The 18207-nt window shown below is 40.7% G+C and carries 17 protein-coding genes; 1 reads left to right on the forward strand and 16 read right to left on the reverse strand.

What is annotated here, in order from left to right; all coding sequences use genetic code 11:
* Positions 1-873: 873 nt before the first annotated feature.
* The 8 genes from FTU44_RS05310 to FTU44_RS05345 form a co-directional block, all read right to left on the reverse strand.
* Complete coding sequence (locus FTU44_RS05310; RefSeq protein ID WP_180049724.1) at positions 874-3333, reverse strand: DUF927 domain-containing protein; 2460 nt, start codon at positions 3331-3333, stop codon at positions 874-876.
* Positions 3330-3683: a hypothetical protein gene (locus tag FTU44_RS05315; RefSeq protein ID WP_180049726.1), complete on the reverse strand. Its 354-nt coding sequence runs from the start codon at positions 3681-3683 to the stop codon at positions 3330-3332. Before FTU44_RS05315 ends, FTU44_RS05310 begins: the two co-directional genes overlap by 4 nt.
* Entirely contained in the window at positions 3676-4029 is a 354-nt protein-coding gene (locus tag FTU44_RS05320; protein WP_180049728.1) for a hypothetical protein, read from the reverse strand. The genes FTU44_RS05315 and FTU44_RS05320 overlap by 8 nt, the downstream gene beginning before the upstream one ends.
* Positions 4026-4244 (reverse strand): helix-turn-helix domain-containing protein, encoded by a 219-nt coding sequence (locus FTU44_RS05325; RefSeq protein ID WP_180049731.1) that lies wholly within the window; start codon positions 4242-4244, stop codon positions 4026-4028. The genes FTU44_RS05320 and FTU44_RS05325 overlap by 4 nt, the downstream gene beginning before the upstream one ends.
* 2 nt (positions 4245-4246) lie before the next feature.
* Positions 4247-4462, reverse strand: a complete 216-nt coding sequence (locus tag FTU44_RS05330) for a transcriptional regulator (RefSeq protein ID WP_100354866.1) — start codon at positions 4460-4462, stop codon at positions 4247-4249.
* Between the two features lie 129 nt (positions 4463-4591).
* Positions 4592-5308, reverse strand: coding sequence for a hypothetical protein (locus FTU44_RS05335; RefSeq protein ID WP_180049733.1), 717 nt, complete (start codon positions 5306-5308; stop codon positions 4592-4594).
* Between the two features lie 257 nt (positions 5309-5565).
* The gene (locus FTU44_RS05340) at positions 5566-6348 is read right to left on the reverse strand and encodes an HNH endonuclease (RefSeq protein ID WP_180049735.1); all 783 of its coding nucleotides are present in this window, start codon (positions 6346-6348) and stop codon (positions 5566-5568) included.
* Positions 6349-6486: 138 nt separating this feature from the next.
* Positions 6487-7716 carry a tyrosine-type recombinase/integrase gene (locus tag FTU44_RS05345; RefSeq protein ID WP_100354869.1) on the reverse strand — a complete coding sequence of 410 codons (1230 nt, stop codon included), beginning with the start codon at positions 7714-7716 and terminating at the stop codon, positions 6487-6489.
* Between the two features lie 455 nt (positions 7717-8171).
* Between FTU44_RS05345 and FTU44_RS05350 the strand changes: the two genes are divergently transcribed.
* Entirely contained in the window at positions 8172-8903 is a 732-nt protein-coding gene (locus FTU44_RS05350; RefSeq protein ID WP_180049737.1) for a Fic family protein, read from the forward strand.
* A gap of 68 nt (positions 8904-8971) precedes the next feature.
* On the opposite strand, the gene FTU44_RS05355 is transcribed toward FTU44_RS05350, so the two are convergent.
* From FTU44_RS05355 to FTU44_RS05390, 8 genes are all read right to left on the reverse strand, one after another.
* Positions 8972-10171: a hypothetical protein gene (locus FTU44_RS05355; protein WP_218949965.1), complete on the reverse strand. Its 1200-nt coding sequence runs from the start codon at positions 10169-10171 to the stop codon at positions 8972-8974.
* Between the two features lie 97 nt (positions 10172-10268).
* Positions 10269-11699, reverse strand: coding sequence for an aspartate ammonia-lyase (locus FTU44_RS05360; protein WP_071850182.1), 1431 nt, complete (start codon positions 11697-11699; stop codon positions 10269-10271).
* Between the two features lie 177 nt (positions 11700-11876).
* Positions 11877-13517 (reverse strand): thiamine pyrophosphate-binding protein, encoded by a 1641-nt coding sequence (locus FTU44_RS05365; protein WP_180049739.1) that lies wholly within the window; start codon positions 13515-13517, stop codon positions 11877-11879.
* A gap of 48 nt (positions 13518-13565) precedes the next feature.
* Positions 13566-15032 (reverse strand): aldehyde dehydrogenase, encoded by a 1467-nt coding sequence (locus tag FTU44_RS05370; RefSeq protein ID WP_071850184.1) that lies wholly within the window; start codon positions 15030-15032, stop codon positions 13566-13568.
* Between the two features lie 18 nt (positions 15033-15050).
* Complete coding sequence (locus FTU44_RS05375; protein WP_071850185.1) at positions 15051-15842, reverse strand: aspartate dehydrogenase; 792 nt, start codon at positions 15840-15842, stop codon at positions 15051-15053.
* Positions 15843-15851: 9 nt separating this feature from the next.
* Positions 15852-16646, reverse strand: coding sequence for an SDR family oxidoreductase (locus FTU44_RS05380; protein ID WP_180049740.1), 795 nt, complete (start codon positions 16644-16646; stop codon positions 15852-15854).
* A gap of 9 nt (positions 16647-16655) precedes the next feature.
* A complete protein-coding gene (locus FTU44_RS05385; protein WP_071850187.1) occupies positions 16656-17504 on the reverse strand; it encodes an alpha/beta fold hydrolase in 849 nt (282 codons plus the stop codon).
* Positions 17505-17519: 15 nt separating this feature from the next.
* A complete protein-coding gene (locus FTU44_RS05390; RefSeq protein WP_180049742.1) occupies positions 17520-18041 on the reverse strand; it encodes a cupin domain-containing protein in 522 nt (173 codons plus the stop codon).
* Between the last annotated feature and the right edge of the window lie 166 nt (positions 18042-18207).

An 18207-nucleotide genomic window follows, 5' to 3' on the forward strand; every position in this document is an offset into this window, starting at 1 on the left:
AATTTTAGCTTGACAAAATCCTTCATGGGGTTGTTTCCTGAAACAGCTAAAACAACCCTAAAAAACATATTAAATTAATTTTAAATTATTGTATTTTATAAACTTAAAATAATTTATGGTTGTTTTTTATATCGGAAATAGTCAAACACAATTTTGGCGCTATTTTTTGGAATTTTATGCCAATAAAAATGAAGTATTTCTGCTTTGCTTCATCAAGTTTGCATGAGTTTTTATGCTGTACTTTTTGCTGTTTCCTCAAGGTAAATTCAGGAATAGTATATCTGTAAAATACGGCGTTCTTGTGGGATGGCGTATGGCAAAACAGAGATTGCAGATATCTAGTTATAGCTAACTTATGACTAGGTTTAGCTATTGGACTGGTGAATAAGGCGTATCCAATCGACACGTTATCCATGTCATGTCAATTCAGTTCCATTATATAGACATTAAAAAGCCTCCGATTAAGGAGGGGCTATTATCATTTAAAGTAATTACAGCTCATCAGCTCGAATCTCGGTTATTTCCTTTTCTGCACCTCTTTGATCTTTCCATTCCCTCTATTCTTAATTTGTTAGTCCGTATATGTGTGTCTTTTTAGGTGGACATGGTGGAAAAAGTGGACTTCTACCTATATCTGTATAATTTTTAATAATTAATCATGACCACTTATAGGAAAAAAACATACAAAAAGGTGGACATAAAAAGCATAGTAAGTGGACAATACATATTTATTTTAAACTATGTCCACCTTATGTCCACCTATTAAAATGAGTATATTTGTATAAAGTGGACATACTAATATCTATATATAACAATATATTAACTATAAATATTATCTCCATGTCCACCTTGTCCACCTAATAAAATCCATTTTCAGATTTCACTATCTATGTTCTGCATAGCCTCAATGCTAAAGTGCATCATTCTCGGACGTGTGCCATCGGGTAGTTTAGTGCTAGATTTTTTCACATATAACTTTTTATCCCCCTCGATAAACTCCTTTATCCATCCGTGCTTAATCAATACCTTTTTGATGTTTGCATCATTCATTCCGATGCACATTTCTTTTTTAAACATGGTTGGGGATACAAGGTAAACCTTATCTACAGGGTCGTAGTAGCCGACACGGTTATGAATACGAAGGCGGATGACTTCACCGTTTGTTTGTCTGATTACAGTTAGGTCCTCAAAACGGCTCGTTCCATTAGATTCAAAAAACGCCTTGATATGCTCCAGAATCTTTGTTTCTTCCATATTCTCGCCGTTGCCTAGACTGCCAAGCCAATTATTAAAACATTGCGCTACAGCCTCAAATGCGCGCCCTTGCTGCCATCCTGTAATGCCTGCCAATGTTGCCAACTCTCCTGCAACTGCGACCAATGCAAAACGGCGTAAAACACGGTTAGCCTGTCCGCTCTTTGCTTGGGTGTGCTGCTCAATAAAGCTGTCTAATAACTCCTGTGCTTTTTGCATCACTGCATCTTTATCACTGGTTAGATATTCAAGCCACTTAATACCTGCATGTCCGTAGTGCATCACGGCAAGTTCATTAACACGGTTGCCGATGTCCTTAGATTCAGTACCGTAGTTGATACAGTCAAATATGCCGTACCCTTTGCCTGCATCACTAGATAAGTGAGCAAAACGAAGTAATAAACCTGCATCAATTTCAATATTCCCACGGCGTAAATGCTCCCCTAGTGTTATCTCTCCAGTGGATGTATACATCAGGTTAAATTGCTTAGAATCTCTATTTTTACCTGATTTACTGCTTCGTACTTTACCCTGTCCACCTGTAACCATATAAATAATATCGGCTGCGGCTTTTGGCGTACTTTGCCCAATTTCATCAAGATTCATAAAGCTATCGTTTCTTAACTCAGCGTCATTCTCTAAAGCATTATCTGTGGTACGCCATGACTTAGATATGTCTTTAGGTTTTCCCCATATCCCACAAGCTGCTTTTGTAATGGTGCTTTTGCCGTGGCTTGATATGCCATATATATGGAATCCACCGCTTTCAATAGCTAATGGCGTTATAAGCTGTCCTGAAAATGCACATGAGAATGCCAATACAGCCAGTGAGTGAGGTTCAATTAATCGGCTTAGCTCCTGCCATCCTTCAAAACTACCCAATGTACTATGGGCGTCTTTCATATCGCTATAAAACAGCAGTTCTTCATCTGTGCCGTTGCCATAGGTTCGATTAGTAGTAACAAAGCTATTTCCGTACCATCCTGCACGGTCTACCGATCTAAATCGCTTCTGTATCGGATAATCCTGAATGTAGTTAATGAATATATTTTTCTTATAGGCTTGACGCGGTGGCATAAGTCCATGATTGGCAATAACTCTTAATGCTTCTTGTGCTTCACCCATGAAATGCTCATAAGGAACTAATATCGTGTGCTGTGTATTGTCCTTGTCAAAGAATCTAATCACGCGCTTCCAGTTATCATTGTTCAGGCTTCTTGCTTCTCCCAATACGATTGCAGAATGAGAAATAAACGTGCGCGTCTGCTTGAGTTCGCCATCTTCCCCCCTCTTTTCATTAATCAGATATAGTCCACTATCCATAATATGCAAAAATGAACTGTCATCCAGCTTGAATGGCTTAGCTAAATGACCTTTGGGTAAAATGCTTTTTTCAGGTAAAACCGCGATAGCATAATCAAACGATACCTGCACCTGATCCGCTTCATCATATTGGGATAAGTCACATTCATAGCCATTATGATAATGATTTAGCAATCTAACCGCCGTGTTTTGTTCCAATGCTTTGAATGGCTCAAGGTTTATATGCTCAGGTCTAACAGGTAGATATAACTTTGTATAACCTACCTTCGCTAACTGATTAATGACGAACTGGATTTGTTCAAAATCAAATGGCTTGAGTTCTGTTTTATGTTTGCTACATAAGGTAGGCAATATGACCAATACAACGGCGTACCCAGTTTGGGCAATCTTAAAAAATGATTCTAGGTTGTAAGTGATAATTACAGGTTGGGCATGGTCAAAATCACCATACCTGGCAAAACCTTTAGCCAATCCATCAGGCATGACAGATACACTCTTACCATCCTGTAGTACAGCGCACTGTACAAGCTCAAGTTGTCCGTTATAGATAGGCAGAATCAAAGGCTGTGCATAGGTAACGCCGTTTATATCCACATTGCCATCATCAACATAGATTGGCTGCTCAGGACTGCCAAAATGCTGTATTAATGGATGTGATGAATAAGCATCATCAAACGATACAAGCTGTGTGCAATGCTTTAGAATGTCTAAAGGCTTATCATAGTCTTGCTGAAATTTTTGGGCGGCGTTATTCACAGTAACACCGCCTTTTTAGTATCTAATAAAGAAATACGCTCATTATGTTTCTTTTGCCATTTAGCCCAGAACACACAAGAAACGGCTTCCATTGCCTGATTAATACGCAAAGTCCCTGTAATAAAATTAAAACGACTATCGGGGTATTTTAACTGAGCTTCACTCTTAAACTGGTCAGCTTCTTCCAAAGAATAAAAAGGAATATTCCAGTTTCCTAGAGGATAAGTAATATCACTATCTGCAAGTCCAACGGTGATATAAAAGCAATAGCGTTTATTATCTGCCATTGCATCAATCCATGCTTGGATTCTTTCTTTTGATTGATATTCAGTATTAATTTGATTAGGCATGGGAATGCGCTCCTTTGTAAATTGGAGCTTCACAAACCACTGTCAAATGATTGGTGTGAAGCCTGAGAAGGTTGACAGACTGGCTACAAAGGAAACCAGCACACCCAAAGGTGTCCCTCCCAAGCTCCACATAACGATGCGGACGCATAGAGATATTACGCACAAAAAAAGCCCAATGCGGACTGTGTGCGCCTTCGTAGTTGTAGCCTGTCAAAGCTAGCTCATCATGTGGATGAACGTCATTAGAATAAATGGAATGGCTTGCGGTTGCAATAATTAAGCAAAATACAACAAAACAAATGCCCATTAATAAACCTTTAATAAAGTCTAAAAATAAATCCTTCACCGTTGCACCCCTCTGTATTCATAGCGAGCATGTGTTCCCGTGCACTTATTATTGCGCTCACGATGAGTCACAATGTCATAACCAGTATTACGTAAACGCTGAATGATAGGGCTTAATCTAAGGCATCCACAAAGCTCTAATGCTTCGAGTGCTGTAATGGTGTTGAATTTTTTCAAATGGTCTAAAACTTGCTGAAATTGAGTATTATTAGTCATGCTCAAGCCTCCAAAGTAGAAAGGCTTTGCTTTTTGTTGTTATGCCACTCTACAAGCTCGGCATAGTCAAAATAGACTGGGGCTTGCTTTGTATCACCTGCTTTAATTGGCCGCGGGAAAGTAATATCGGTACGTACAATATGACGTAATGATTCACGGCTTATGTCTAGTAGCTCACAAGCTGTTTTGAATTGAACGCGGATAGGTTGAATAGTCATTTATGCACCTGTATGGCTGAATATTGTTAGTGCATAAAAGCAAATTATCATATAGGTGCTGTAAGGTCAGCTAAGCAAAAAATAGCCCACCCAATCTAGGTAAGCTATATATAAATCAAATACTTAAACTTATTTAATTCGCTGAGGATTCCAGTCTTTTAACGGGGTAGTTATCTCCCTCAGCCTACTCCCTGATGACTTATTAACATCATAATTAGTATTTCTAGCTATCCATAAATTAGCTTTATTTGTATGACTATCTTCTTTATTTGATTCGATATAAGCATGTTTCCAAAGCTGTATTGCTCTTGCTAGATCTAAAGCATAATAAGGATGCTGTTCATCTAATATCTGATTTAATAGGTCATTTTTTTGGAATGATTGGAGTTTCCTTTTTAATAATTCTATTTCCGCATCTTTTTCCTGTAACTCTGTTATCAACTTATCAGGGGAGATTTTTTTAATCTCATGTATATGAGGTTTTTTAATAATACCTAAATCCATAATAGGCTGAAAATTATAAACATCCTCTTTACACCATAAATGCATACTAACAGCAACTTTAGCTGAGCTAATAATTGCTTTTGTTTTTTCCTCACTATCAAAAGGTAAAAAGGAATCTAGTAAATCAATAAATTTTCGAATAGATGTCTTGTCAGATTCTTCTGCTACACGGTAACAATAATCATGTTTATATAACGGCAATCTGGTTTCGAAATCATAGTATCCTAAAAATTTAGCTACATCTTCCCAGTTACCTTCAGCCTGACTATATAAAAGTTCAGCAATCTCCCATACGTAGAAATAGTCATTTTCCAATGAATCTATCACTTTACCAATTAACACTATAAATGCCTCCCATAGCCCCCAATGAACTACTAAGCCAATCGGATTGGGTGACCGACTTTCGCCCCGTCAGGCTAGGCTTAGCAAATTGAATATAATCTATATAGCTTTAAATCTGTGCATATTTTGGCATTCTCCTGTCAGGCCTTAGAAATTGCCTTTTGCTAGTTTGTATCTAAAAAAAGCCTGAAATTAGAATCCAGGCTTAATGTCATAGGTAAAACAATCATTTTTTGCTACAAACATAATCAAATTTTCTAAACTACATGTTTCCTAATCATTTCTTGTAGTTCTTCTATCGTTAATGTTTTGTCTCGTTTTCTGTGCACTACTGCATGGCAGTTTGCACATAAGGGGACCAAGTCAATTTCAGGATTTACTTTCTTTTCACCGGTTTCAAAAAGAGGTTCCACATGATGAATATGAATAAATCCTTTTGCATACTCCCCATAAAATGCTTCAAAATTAAAGCCACATGCAACACAAGTACATCCATGAATTAAAACTGCATTTTTTCTAAGCGTCTGATCTCTCTCATATTTAGTACCAGTATACACAGATGCTTTTCCTTCAATCCCCGACTCAAAACTCTGATTATCATCCTTAGATAATACTGTTTTAGTTTCTGAAACAGGTCCTAAATTTGCTAGGTATAGAATTGCATTGTAAGTATCTTCATCAATCTTTCTTACGCCGTCTCTCCAATAATTTGTTTTCTTACTTTTTGGAATTTTTTCTAAATATTCACCATCTTTTTGAAAATCGACAGCTTTCTCAAATGGCCTAAAATTAATAATTTCTGCTAACAACTCTTTGTCATTCTTAATAGAAATAACAGATCCAATTTCAGCAATGCCAAAATAATGGGGAGACTTACTTAAACGACTTGCCTCAAAACTTTTATCGTTCATCCTACCTTTGTAGTAAATAACTTTTTCACCCGGTAATAGTAATTCTCTATACCTTTTAGGAAAATGATAAACCTCCCCTGTTCGATCCTCCCATTGTGAAACATCATTTTCTACAATAATTGTTGGCATGTTTATTCCTAACTGCTGTATTTAAAAAATTATTAATCAAGTGCCCATCACATTCATTATTTGATGATCAATTATTACTTCATCAACTTTGGATATTTAAAATTTCTTACATTATCTTTTAGTAGTTGTTGTGAAAATTCACTCTGCTTTCTTAAACTTAATAATGCTCTGATCTGCGATTTGCTCTAAATAATTCGCATACCACTGCATCATCTGCTTACGGTCTTGCAAATATTGCGCCTTGTTATATACCCCTGCTACGCCATCTTTCACATGCGCCAAAGCAGACTCAATATGCCGTTCATCAAAACCACGATTATTTAATAACGTACTAGCAATATGCCTAAATCCATGCGGTGTCTGTCTACCCTCATACCCCATACGGCGTAAAGCCATAATAAAAACAGTATCAGATTTTGGCTTACTCTTATCAGACCGGCTTGGAAATAAATAATCAGAATTAGTTGTATAACTTTTTAATTCTTTTAGTAGCTCAATTGCTTGAATTGGCAATGGAACAACATGCTCACGGCGTTTTTTCATCCGTTGCTCAGGGATATTCCATAGACCTTGTTCTAGATCAAATTCATCCCATGTTGCCCCTCTTAACTCACTAGGACGACAAAACAACATGCTTAACAATTGCAATCCAATACGAATATCTAAAGTTGGGTAATTATTAATTGCTCGTAGCAATGCAGGGAGTTCACTCTCACTAACATGTGCCATATTCTCTTTTTTGCCTTGCTGTAAATACTTCTGCAATCCCTCTAAAGGATTGTAGTCAATACGGCCTGTGACTTTTGCATAATCGTATATGTCACGGCACATGGCACGAACTCGGTTTACCTGCTCATATATGCCCTGCTCTTGCTGAATACCTTTCAAATGATTCATCCATTCAATCGGTTTAATTGTGGTGTACAAGCGTTTACCAAAAACTGGGAATATATGTTTCTCTAATGCACCTTTATTTCGAGTCATGGTGTCGTTTACCCAAGCGTTTACTTTGGTATCCAGCCATTCACGAGCCAATACTTCAAAGGTGGCATTATTCTGCTCTAGTTCTTGTCGTTTTCTTTCCTGCTTGGTAATGATTGGATTGTCACCGTGTGAAATATCCTTAACTATCTCTCTGGCTTTTTTACGAGCGCCTGCTCCTGAAAGTTCAGGATAAGTTCCAATACCTAGCCATGACCATTTTCCATCTGCTTTTTTATATCTGAATAACCAAGCCTTTTTGCCATCAGGCTTTACACGAAAATATAAGCCTTCGCCGTCAAGCTCTCGGTATTCTTTTGATTCTGTTTCGAGATTGGCTAAAACGGTATCGGATAAAGGACGACGTTTTATATCGGTTCTTTTCATGAGCTTGTACACCCGTGAGTTCAATAAATTATGCAATGTACAAGGCAGTGTACACGGTGCATGTACACTATAGCTAGTTATATTTGGTTATGTTCAGGCAAGAAAAAAGGCCTGATTCCTTTAGAATCAAGCCTTTCCACTTTATATTTCGTCATGTTGAGTCATATAAAGTTAAGTATTTGGTGGAGGTGGCGTCAATTGAACTCAAATTATAACCTATTCATTCTAAAGCTATTTTATTGAATAAAAAAATTTACTGACCCAATTTTGACCCAAATTAGATTTAGTACATTGAATCACTTTAAATTCTTGTTCAAATCCGAATTCAGGATTTGAAATGGCGTACTGATTATACCAACATCGAGCACACTACAAAATGCTATACTATAACATATCATTTCTTTGATTTTCTTTTTTGATGTATCATTCTTTTAGACATATTCAGGGACAAGCTAATGTTTGAAATTATTGATGATTTAAAAAATAAATTAGATCAGCATCGTCCCCTATCACCAGCAATAGTAAAAAATTTACAAGAAGACCTTATTGTACGATGGACTTATCATTCCAATGCTATTGAAGGCAATACACTTACTCTATTAGAAACTAAAGTTGTACTAGAAGGCATAACTGTTGGTGGCAAAGCATTACGAGAACATTTCGAGGCAATTAACCATAGAAATGCCATTTATTACGTTGAAGACATTATTAGAAAGGAAGAACATTTTTCTGAATGGCAGATTCGAAATATCCACCAGCTCATTCTAAAAAATATTGATGATGACAATGCAGGACGTTATCGCCAGCAAAACGTATTGATTTCAGGTGCTACTACTGCCCCACCCGACTATACATTATTGAATGACAAGATGGCTCAACTTGTCGATTGGTATAATTTGGAAGCACATAAACTTCATCCCATTGAACGTGCAGCTAAAGTACATGCTGATTTTGTAGGTATTCATCCGTTTATTGATGGCAATGGTCGCACATCACGTCTTTTGATGAATCTAGAATTGCTAAAAGCTGGTTACCCACCTTGTGTCATCACTGTAGAAAATCGATTGGCTTATTACAAGGCTTTGGATCAATGGATGGCTTATGGAAAGACTGAGCTTTTTATTCAATTGGTCGCAGATGCTGTACTAGAAGGATTTAAACCATATCAGATTGTTCTAGGTATTTAAGTAAAGGAGTTAACTCCTTTACTTACTCTTAATAAATGACTGATTTTATTTAAAATAATCACTTTAACTTAAAAGCTAAAACCAATGTTTAAATTCACTCGGTACATCCATTTTTCACTATTTTCCGATGTTGCTGAAGTAAATCCTGTACCATTAGTTGCACCGCCAATAATATTGGCATTTTTACCCCAAGTATAATCCGCCCAAACCATAAACGGTGAAGCAATAAACATCGCTCCTGTAGTATTCATTTGCGATGCTGCCCAGTCACTGCGCTCTTTGTCTAAATAGCTGTAATCATTATAAAAACGAATAGCTTTTAATTTCCCCATATTCTGTACTGGCAAAGTATAGGCTAAATTTAGACTGGCAACTGTACCCTCTGAGGCAATAAAATATGCTGGCGTTAAACCATTTGCCCCCATCAGCGTCATATCGTTATTTACACCTTCTGGATTTTCAGCGTCATATTGATAATGAATCATGGAGGACTGCAAATTCCAGCGCTGATAATTGCTGTTAGTATGTAAACCCGCTGCATAATAACTCCCATCATCGCGCGTAGTTTTATTATGCAACTGAGCTACAGAACCCGATAAGCCAATTTCATGTTTACCGATTTTCTCATCGCCAAATTTACGCACAATACGCGTATTCAGCTGATTCTGCTTTTCGTTTTGATAGGCCGCTTGGAAAGGCAAATGATTTTCTGAAAGATCATCATAGGTTGCAGCTTCTGGTGAGTAACGCAGATTGGTTTCCAACATGCGCGGGTAATAACCAACTTTAATATCCCACTCAGGATTATTGTAATTCCAGTTCACTCCAGGCGCGGCATTGTTGCCATAACCTAAAAAGAACGGAATGTGGTAAGTCCAGCCATTTTGTGGATAAGGATAAAGCGCAAAAGGTTTATAGACAAAACCCGCTTCAATGCTGTTATTCTTGTTCAGGTTGTAGCCTACATATGCCTTTTCAATGGAGGTTTTTTCCTGATCTTGCACAAGATAGCTGGCATTCAAGTAAGCATCATCAGATTTACCTTTTAAATCTAAACGGAAAATATCAAAATCTAGTTTTCCTACACCGCGGTTAAGACTGGCATCCCACTGTTCATAACGATGATTGAAACGTAAGACTCCACCCACTTTCAATGACTGTGTACCATCTTCGCTTTTCCATTCCAATGGATCATCTTTGGCTTGGACACTAACGATAGCTGCGCTCAAAGACAACATAACTGCTGCTGTTAATATGGTTTTATTCATTTCATTTCCCTATTTTTATATTTTGTATACAAAACTTTGTTTGTAATAAATTTCAGCTAAAAAATTTAGTTTCACCGGCACGAACTTTGATTTGCGATTAAGCAATGTCCTGTAGCGGCGCTTCGATGCTGCGAACTTCCGAAATTAAATTTTCAAATGAAAAGACCTGTTTCAGCTCGTCTTCTGTCATCAATCCTTGAGACAATACAACGTCTTGAATAGTCTTATTTTCGGCGATACATTGTTTGCCAATAGCATCACAGCGCTCATGCCCAAGGATCGGATCAAGCAAGGTCACAATCCCTACACTGCGCATCACCATGTCATATGCTTGCTGTTCATTTACCGCAATGCCTGCAAAGCATTTTTCATCCAAACTACTGATGCCATGCTGCAGCAGCTCAATCGACTCATTCAGCGACAAAGCAATCACGGGTTCCATTACATTCAGCTGCAGCTGTCCTGCTTCGGCCGCCATGCTAATAGTTAAATCATTGCCCATGACTTTAAAGGCAATTTGGTTCACCACTTCAGGAATCACTGGATTGACTTTGGCTGGCATAATCGATGAGCCGGCTTGCAATTCCGGCAAGCGTATTTCAGCCAATCCAGTACGCGGGCCTGAACTGAGTAAGCGCAAATCGTTGCAAATTTTAGATAATTTGCATGCCAAACGTTTTAAAGTACTTGAGATTAAAATGAATACGCCGCAATCGCTGGTCGCTTCGACATAGTCTTCTGCACCTTTTAACGGCAATCCGGTCAGCTCACTTAAACGATCTGTAATGTAATATGCATAACCATCTGGTGTATTCACACCTGTACCAATCGCGGTCGCACCTAAATTAATTTCCAGCAAGAATTCACGGATTTGCTTAATCAGCTTCATATCTTCATGCAACAAGGTTGCAAAAGCCTGAAACTCTTGTCCCATGGTCATCGGTACGGCATCTTGTAGCTGAGTTCGGCCCATTTTCAGCACATATTTAAAATCTGCAGCCTTACCTCGAATGGTATGAATCAATTTGCCCAACGCCAGCAGTAAATCGTCAATGCGGTGATACAGGCTGATTCGCAATGCTGTCGGATAGACATCGTTGGTTGATTGTGATTTATTGACATGATCATTCGGATGCAAAATCGCATAGTTGCCCTTTTGCTCACCTAAGTATTCCAAACCGATATTGGCAATGACTTCATTGCAGTTCATATTAACCGATGTACCCGCCCCGCCTTGATAGCCATCAATTGGAAATGACGCCGCCCATTGCTGCGGCTGTTCAATCAGCTGATCGGCTGCATATTCAATCGCATTCAGCTGCTGCTCAGTGATTTTTTCATAATAAAAATTACTTTGTGCTGCAGCTTTTTTCACAAAACCTAAAGCGCGGATAAAATGCAGTGATTGCCCAACCGTTAAATTGGAAATTTTAAAATTCTCTAATGCTCTTTGGGTATGAATGCCATAATAAGCACTATATGGTACTTCTTTAGCTCCCAGTAAATCATGCTCAATCCTTGTTTGCATATCCACTCACCTTTTTGTTTTACCTCGGTCTACTGTACCGAGGTCTGTAATCCTTTAACGAAAGCTGAGTGCAATCCCCCTGTTGGGAAATTGCACCATTGCATTGTTCTAAATATTTTTTAAAGCAATATTGCTTTAAATCTTGCGCTAAATTTTTATTGATCCTATTGGGATGAATCAGTACAATTTTTTCTGTGGTGGACCTGCAAATTTCAACGGACCAATGGCATTCATATCCAGTTCAATGACTGCAGGACCGTTCAGATCCATGGCTTCTTGAATTGCGGTTTTAAACTCTTCTGCGCTACCTACTTTCCAGCTCTTTACCCCCATCGACTCGCCCAATAAACGGTAGTCTGGTGTATGCAGTTCGTTAAAGTATTGACGACCACCAAAGTAGTTATTTTGAATGCCGCGCATGACGCCATAACCACCGTCATTCATTACCATTAGCACCATGTCGGTATTTTCTTGTGCCATCGTGGCAATTTCACCAATACCCAGCATCAAGCCGCCATCACCCACTAAGCCCACAACTTTTTTGTCAGGATTGGCAATAGATGAACCAATCGCATGTGCAAGACCAAGGCCAATTGCACCAGCCAATGAGTGAATGTTTTTATTCGGTGTTTGTACAGGGAATAAACGGCTACCCCATGTACTGCCTGACATGGTGATGTCACGAACAAAAATACCGTCTTCTGGTAATGCAGCGCGTAGGTGATCACAAATCAATGCGTATTGATCCATTTGCGTACGCAGTGCATCCACTGCATGTTCACGCGCAGCTTTGATGTCTGCATCATAGGCAGCATCAACTTTGCTTGCGCCATTCAGTGAGCTAATCACACGTGCAAAGGTATCTTTGGTATCTGCACAGACAAATTGTGAAACCTTATAGTTCCGCTGCTGCGCAACTGGATTGGCATCAATTTGAATAATATTTTCAGGGAACTCTACCGAATAGGTTTTGGTTTCATTACTGCGTAGACGTGAACCCGCAACAATGAATAAATCCGCCTCTTTCATCAGTTTTTCAACGGCTACAGAGTTATGAAATGCACGTAAGCTGCGTGGGTGGTCATCTGCCAATACACCGCGAGCATGAGTTGAAGACACCACTGGAATACCCAAGTCAGCAAGCGCTTTCACTTCCGCAACAGCATTTAAAGTTCCGCCACCAATCCAAAGTAATGGACGTTTAGCATTCTTCAATGCATCTGCAATCATGTCAATTTCAACATCATCCGCTTGCGGCAATTGCATGGCTTTTACTGGACCAAGATTGGCTGGTAAATCAATCTCAGTAGCTTGCACATCAATTGGAATTTCCACACTCACTGGACCCATAGGAACAGTAGTTGCAACGCGAATCGCTTCACGAATTACACCTACTGCATTGTCCGGGTTAGTAATACGAAAAGCTGCTTTGCTTGATGCTTTTAAAAAGGTTAACTGGTCTTTAGTTTCATGAATGAAGCTGGCATCGCGGTCTAAATATTCACGTTCTACTTGACCGGTTAAATGCAATACTGGACTGCCAGCATTCATTGCCTCAATGAGTGAGCCCACTGCATTACCAGCACCTGCACCCGTACTGGTCAATGCTACACCTAAACCTTTAAAACGCGCATGTGCATCTGCCATAGTGACAGAACCAGCTTCACCTCGTGCGGCTACAAAACGCATTTTTTCACGGCGGCCAACAGCATCGGCAATAGGTAAGTTGTGAATCGAAATCACGCCATACATACTATCTACATTATGCTGTTCTAATACTCGAGCGATTGCTTCGCCTACATTTACACGTTCAGTCATTGTTCTTTCCTTAATTTTTTCAATTCGTTGTTTATGGGTGTTCAGCTGCTAGTCCGACCATGGATTGGCTTGCTCGTTTAAACCCAGATAAATACTTTTTTGCTGCATATAAGACAGGATGCCGAGGCGACCTTTTTCACGGCCAATACCGCTGTCTTTAAAGCCGCCAAATGGCGCGCTGATGGAGAATTTTTTATAGGTGTTAATCCATACCGTACCGACTTCCAGCAAGCGGGCAATTTTCCATGCTTTACGGTAGCTTTCTGTCCAAATGCCTGCCGCTAAACCAAAACAGCTATCGTTGGCTTGTTCAAATAAATCTTTTTCGTTGTCGTATGGCATGACCACTAGTACAGGGCCAAAAATTTCTTCTTGGCAAGTTTGTGCGCTGTTGCTCAAACCCGTAATAATGGTTGGCTTATAAAAACTGCCTTTGGCAAATTCGCCGTCTGTAATTGCTTCACCGCCGGTCACCACTGTACCGCCTTCGGCTTTTGCTAATTCCACATAACGGTGTACAGATTCCAAATGTTTTTGGTTAATCAATGAGCCCATATGCACATTGGGCTGTTCAGGATGCCCTACACGTAAGCCTTCAGTGATTTCTACTAACCGTTTTAAAAATTCGTCATAAATTGAAGCGTGAATAAACAGACGCGAACCTGCGATACACGCTTGACCTGCTGAACTGAAAATACCGTAAACAATGCCTTTGGCTGCAATTTCAAGATCTGCATCTGGCAGGACAATCGTTGGCGATTTTCCACCTAATTCTAACGATGTTGTAATCAGCTTTTCAGCTGCAATATGCGCCAAGTGACGGCCAGTTGATGTACCGCCTGTAAACGAAATTTTGCGTACCAATGGATGCTGAGCGATGGCATCGCCAATCACTGAACCGCGCCCAACCAGCACACTCAGAATGCCTTTCGGCAAGCCAGCTTCTTCAAAAATTTTGGCCAGTTCCAAGGCAATCAATGACGTCGCTTCGGCTGGCTTTAAAATCACCGCGTTGCCGGCTGCAATGGCTGGCGCCAATTTTTGCACTTCACTGGCAATTGGAGAATTCCAAGGAGTGATGGCTGCGACTACCCCTACAGGTTCATGCACGCTCATGGTCAAGAAATCTTGTGCACGCTGTGTAGTCAATTCCTCACTAAAAGTTTCGCATGCTGCCGCATTAAAACGCGCCGTTGCTGCTGCACTCATGACCAAGGCACGTGTTTCCGCTAAAGGCTTGCCATTGTCACGGGTTTGCAGTTTAGACAATTCATCTGCACGAGCCTCAATAATATCTGCAACGCGGTATAAAATTTTTGCGCGCTCATGCGGCAAAGAGTTGCGCCACTCAGGCTTACGCCAAGCTTGATCGGCCTTTGTAATCGCTTCTTCCACATCTTCCAACGTTGCGGTTGAAATTTCCGCATTGACTGAATTGTCTGCGGGAAAAACACTTTGAATCACGTTGCCGCGGCCTAAACGCCATTCACCTGCAATATAAATTTCTTTTACCATGACATTCACCCAATCCCTTTAAATCTGAATCGCATCTACGCTGTTTCTGCACGCACGGATGACGCTCAATGCTGCCAATGTGGAGGTCTTTGGATTGCTTTCCAAAGGCACCCCCATCATTTCAATACTCATTTGGCCAAACCGCCCTTGGGCAATAATGGTATGTTTGTTTTGGCTAATGTTCGGATCAACCATCAATTCAACCATGGTTTCATCTAAACCAATGCCTGCCAGCGCAATAGTCGCCGCGACATTGGCATTGGCTGGAAAATACAGCGCTGCTTCACGTGCTGTGCCAGTATAAAAAACCGTAGCTTCTGTCACTTGATCGAGATCAATCAATTTTTCTGCATAACTGCCGCGCCAGCTGTTTGGGCTCTTGCAACCTTTATAAGTAACTTTTTCCAAGCCGCCTTCTTTGGCAGCCGAAATACCATCAATGCCTGCAATTGCGCCTGCCAGTAAATGGATATGCGCGCCAGACTGCTCAGCCGTGTTTTGCAGTTGTTCAAAGAAAGTGCTGTCGGCCAATGTGCCGACGGAGATCAAACCGATGTTCCAGCCCTTTGCCAGTACTTTTGCTGCATGTTCTTTCACTGCAGCCTGACCCGCCACTTCAATCACGTAATCTGGAGTACCCTTGCAATCATCAATATCGGCAATGACTTGAACATCAGCAGCCACTTCTTGCCGTACGCTTTCAATACTGCGCTCAGGCACCACCACCCATTTCAACTCAAGGTCTTTAGGCAAATGGGTACGAACTTCGTTTGCCATTGCGCCAAAACCAATCATCATCAGCTGTTTCATACGCTCACCTTATAAATGCTTGTTAAAGCCGCCAGACACATCAATGGCTGAGCCTGTGGTGTACGATGCCATTGGTGATGCCAAGAACACTAAAGCGCGCGCTGGTTCTTCTGGCTTACCCAAACGTTCCATTGGAATGCCACGTTTTTTGGCAATATTGCCAATCCACTCTTCCCAGCTTTGTTCTTGATCTGAACGCATTGCAAAACGGCGTTTCCACTGTGCAGATTCCACCATGCCCAATAAAATTGAGTTCACACGAACACCGTATTTAGAGAATTCATGCGCCAATGAGTGAGTTAAATTCAGCAATGCTGCACGTGCAGATGACGTCGCAATCATGTGCGGTTCTGGCTGCAGCGCGAGTAAAGAATTCACGTTGGTAATCGATGCATGATTGGACTGCTGCAAGGCCGGCAAAAATGCGCGGATCGGGTGCAGCACGCTGAAATACTTCAACTCCACTTCTTTCAGCCAATCTTCATCAGCTGTATTTTCAAAATTTGAAACACGGCCTTGGCCTGCGTTATTAATTAAAATATCGACGCCGCCAAATTCGTTTTGCACTTGATCGGCAAATTTTTGAACATCAACTTTGTCTAAAACGTTGCAAGTTACAGTCAAAACTTTGGCATTTGGGTAGCGCAATAAAATGTGCGCTTTTGATTCATTCAAACGCTGTTCATCACGGCCACACCATGCGACGTGTGCACCTTCCGCGATCAAAAGCTCTACCGTTGCCAGGCCAATGCCAGACGAGCCACCGGTGACTACTGCTTTTTTGCCTTCTAATTGGAAGCTCATTTTCCTATCTCACATCCGTGCGTCATTAAGCGACAATAAAATTTGGTTAAATTGCTCTGCTTGGTCCAGATAACTTAAATGGCCTGCAGCGACAATTTCGTAGCATGGCTTCAGCTGGAACTGATCCGCCAATGCTTGAATATCTTGCGGTGGGGTAATGCCATCCACCATGCCTTTGATGACATGTACATGTTGTTGTGCTGGCAGTAAATAACTTTGAATTGCATCGTAGGCCAGGAGGTACGAAGCATCAGTAAAACCTTGTAAATCGATGTTTTGCATCACTGCATCAATCAGTGCCAGCACTTCGGCTGAAGCATTGACCACTAGGTGCGGTCCGCGTGATTGCGCCATACCTGAAGCACCCAGTGTTTGCAGCATTTTTGGACGCTTTTCAAAAACATCTTGCTGCTTCTGCGCATCACTGTCTTTGTAACCCTGCGCTACATTAGCAATAACTAAAGCCTCTATAACCTCTGGATAAAGCGCATTAAAGGCCGCAGCCTGCATTGCACCCAAAGAGTGGCCAACCAAAATAATTTTGTTTTGACCCTGCCCCGAACCTAAGTTAAGCCCTAAAGCATCCAACATGCCTTTTAAACGTTTGGCATAATCTTCTGCATTAGGCTGCGCAGCTAAACGATCCGATTGCCCATAGCCCGGTGCATCCCATGCAATCACATGAAAATGATGACTTAAATCTTGCAGCTGCTTGACCCAAGAACCTGAGCCAGAACTGATGCCGTGTAACAGCACCAATGTTTTACCTTTACCCGCTTCGCGGTAAGATTGCTGCACACCATCAAATTGAACGGTTTTCAATTCAAACTGTGCCAATTGATCAATTAAAGTCATCACTTCACTTCCTAAAAATTAACGCTTGATTTGAGACAACGGGTGTTCAGGCGGATAGTTCGGAATGGTCGGTTTGCCCGTACCTAACATCACACACATCAAGGCATCTTCTGTTCCTGGATTAAACAAACCACGGTAGATACCCGGTGGAATTGAAATCAAGTCACGCTCTTTTAAGCGGGTTGAAAACTTCTGACCGTCATGTTCAATAAACAAATCAATTTCACCGCGCAGCATGAAGAACACTTCTTCTACATCGTGATGGATATGCAGTGGGCCTTCACATTGCGGCGGTAGCACCATGGTTGAAAACGTAAAGTTTTCTGCAGGAACAGTATTGCCATCGTTTGCTACGCCTGTAGCGCCTGTTCCCATATAACGCATTTGCGCACGGCGGTATTTCGGGTCGTAATCCGCTTGAAATTTGAGTGCATCAAAATCGTATTGACGTGTTTCAAAGCGAGCTATGCGTCCGCCAATCCAGTCTTCTAATGATTGACCTTCAGGCTGTGTCCAAGTTTCAAATTGTTGTGCAGACATGAATTTCTCCTTTTGCAGCATTCAAGCTCTTGTTTAAAGCTATGCTGTGTCCTCATTGAGGTTTGGTTAGTCCGTGATCCTTTGGCTTAAGCTGTCTGAATCACGGCAAATTAATGTGCGCTGTACTGTTTCTTTGCCGCATCAAACGGCGCTTGAATCAGTGCGC

The sequence above is a fragment of the Acinetobacter sp. YH12105 genome, from assembly GCF_013419095.1.
Lineage (GTDB): Bacteria > Pseudomonadota > Gammaproteobacteria > Pseudomonadales > Moraxellaceae > Acinetobacter > Acinetobacter pseudolwoffii.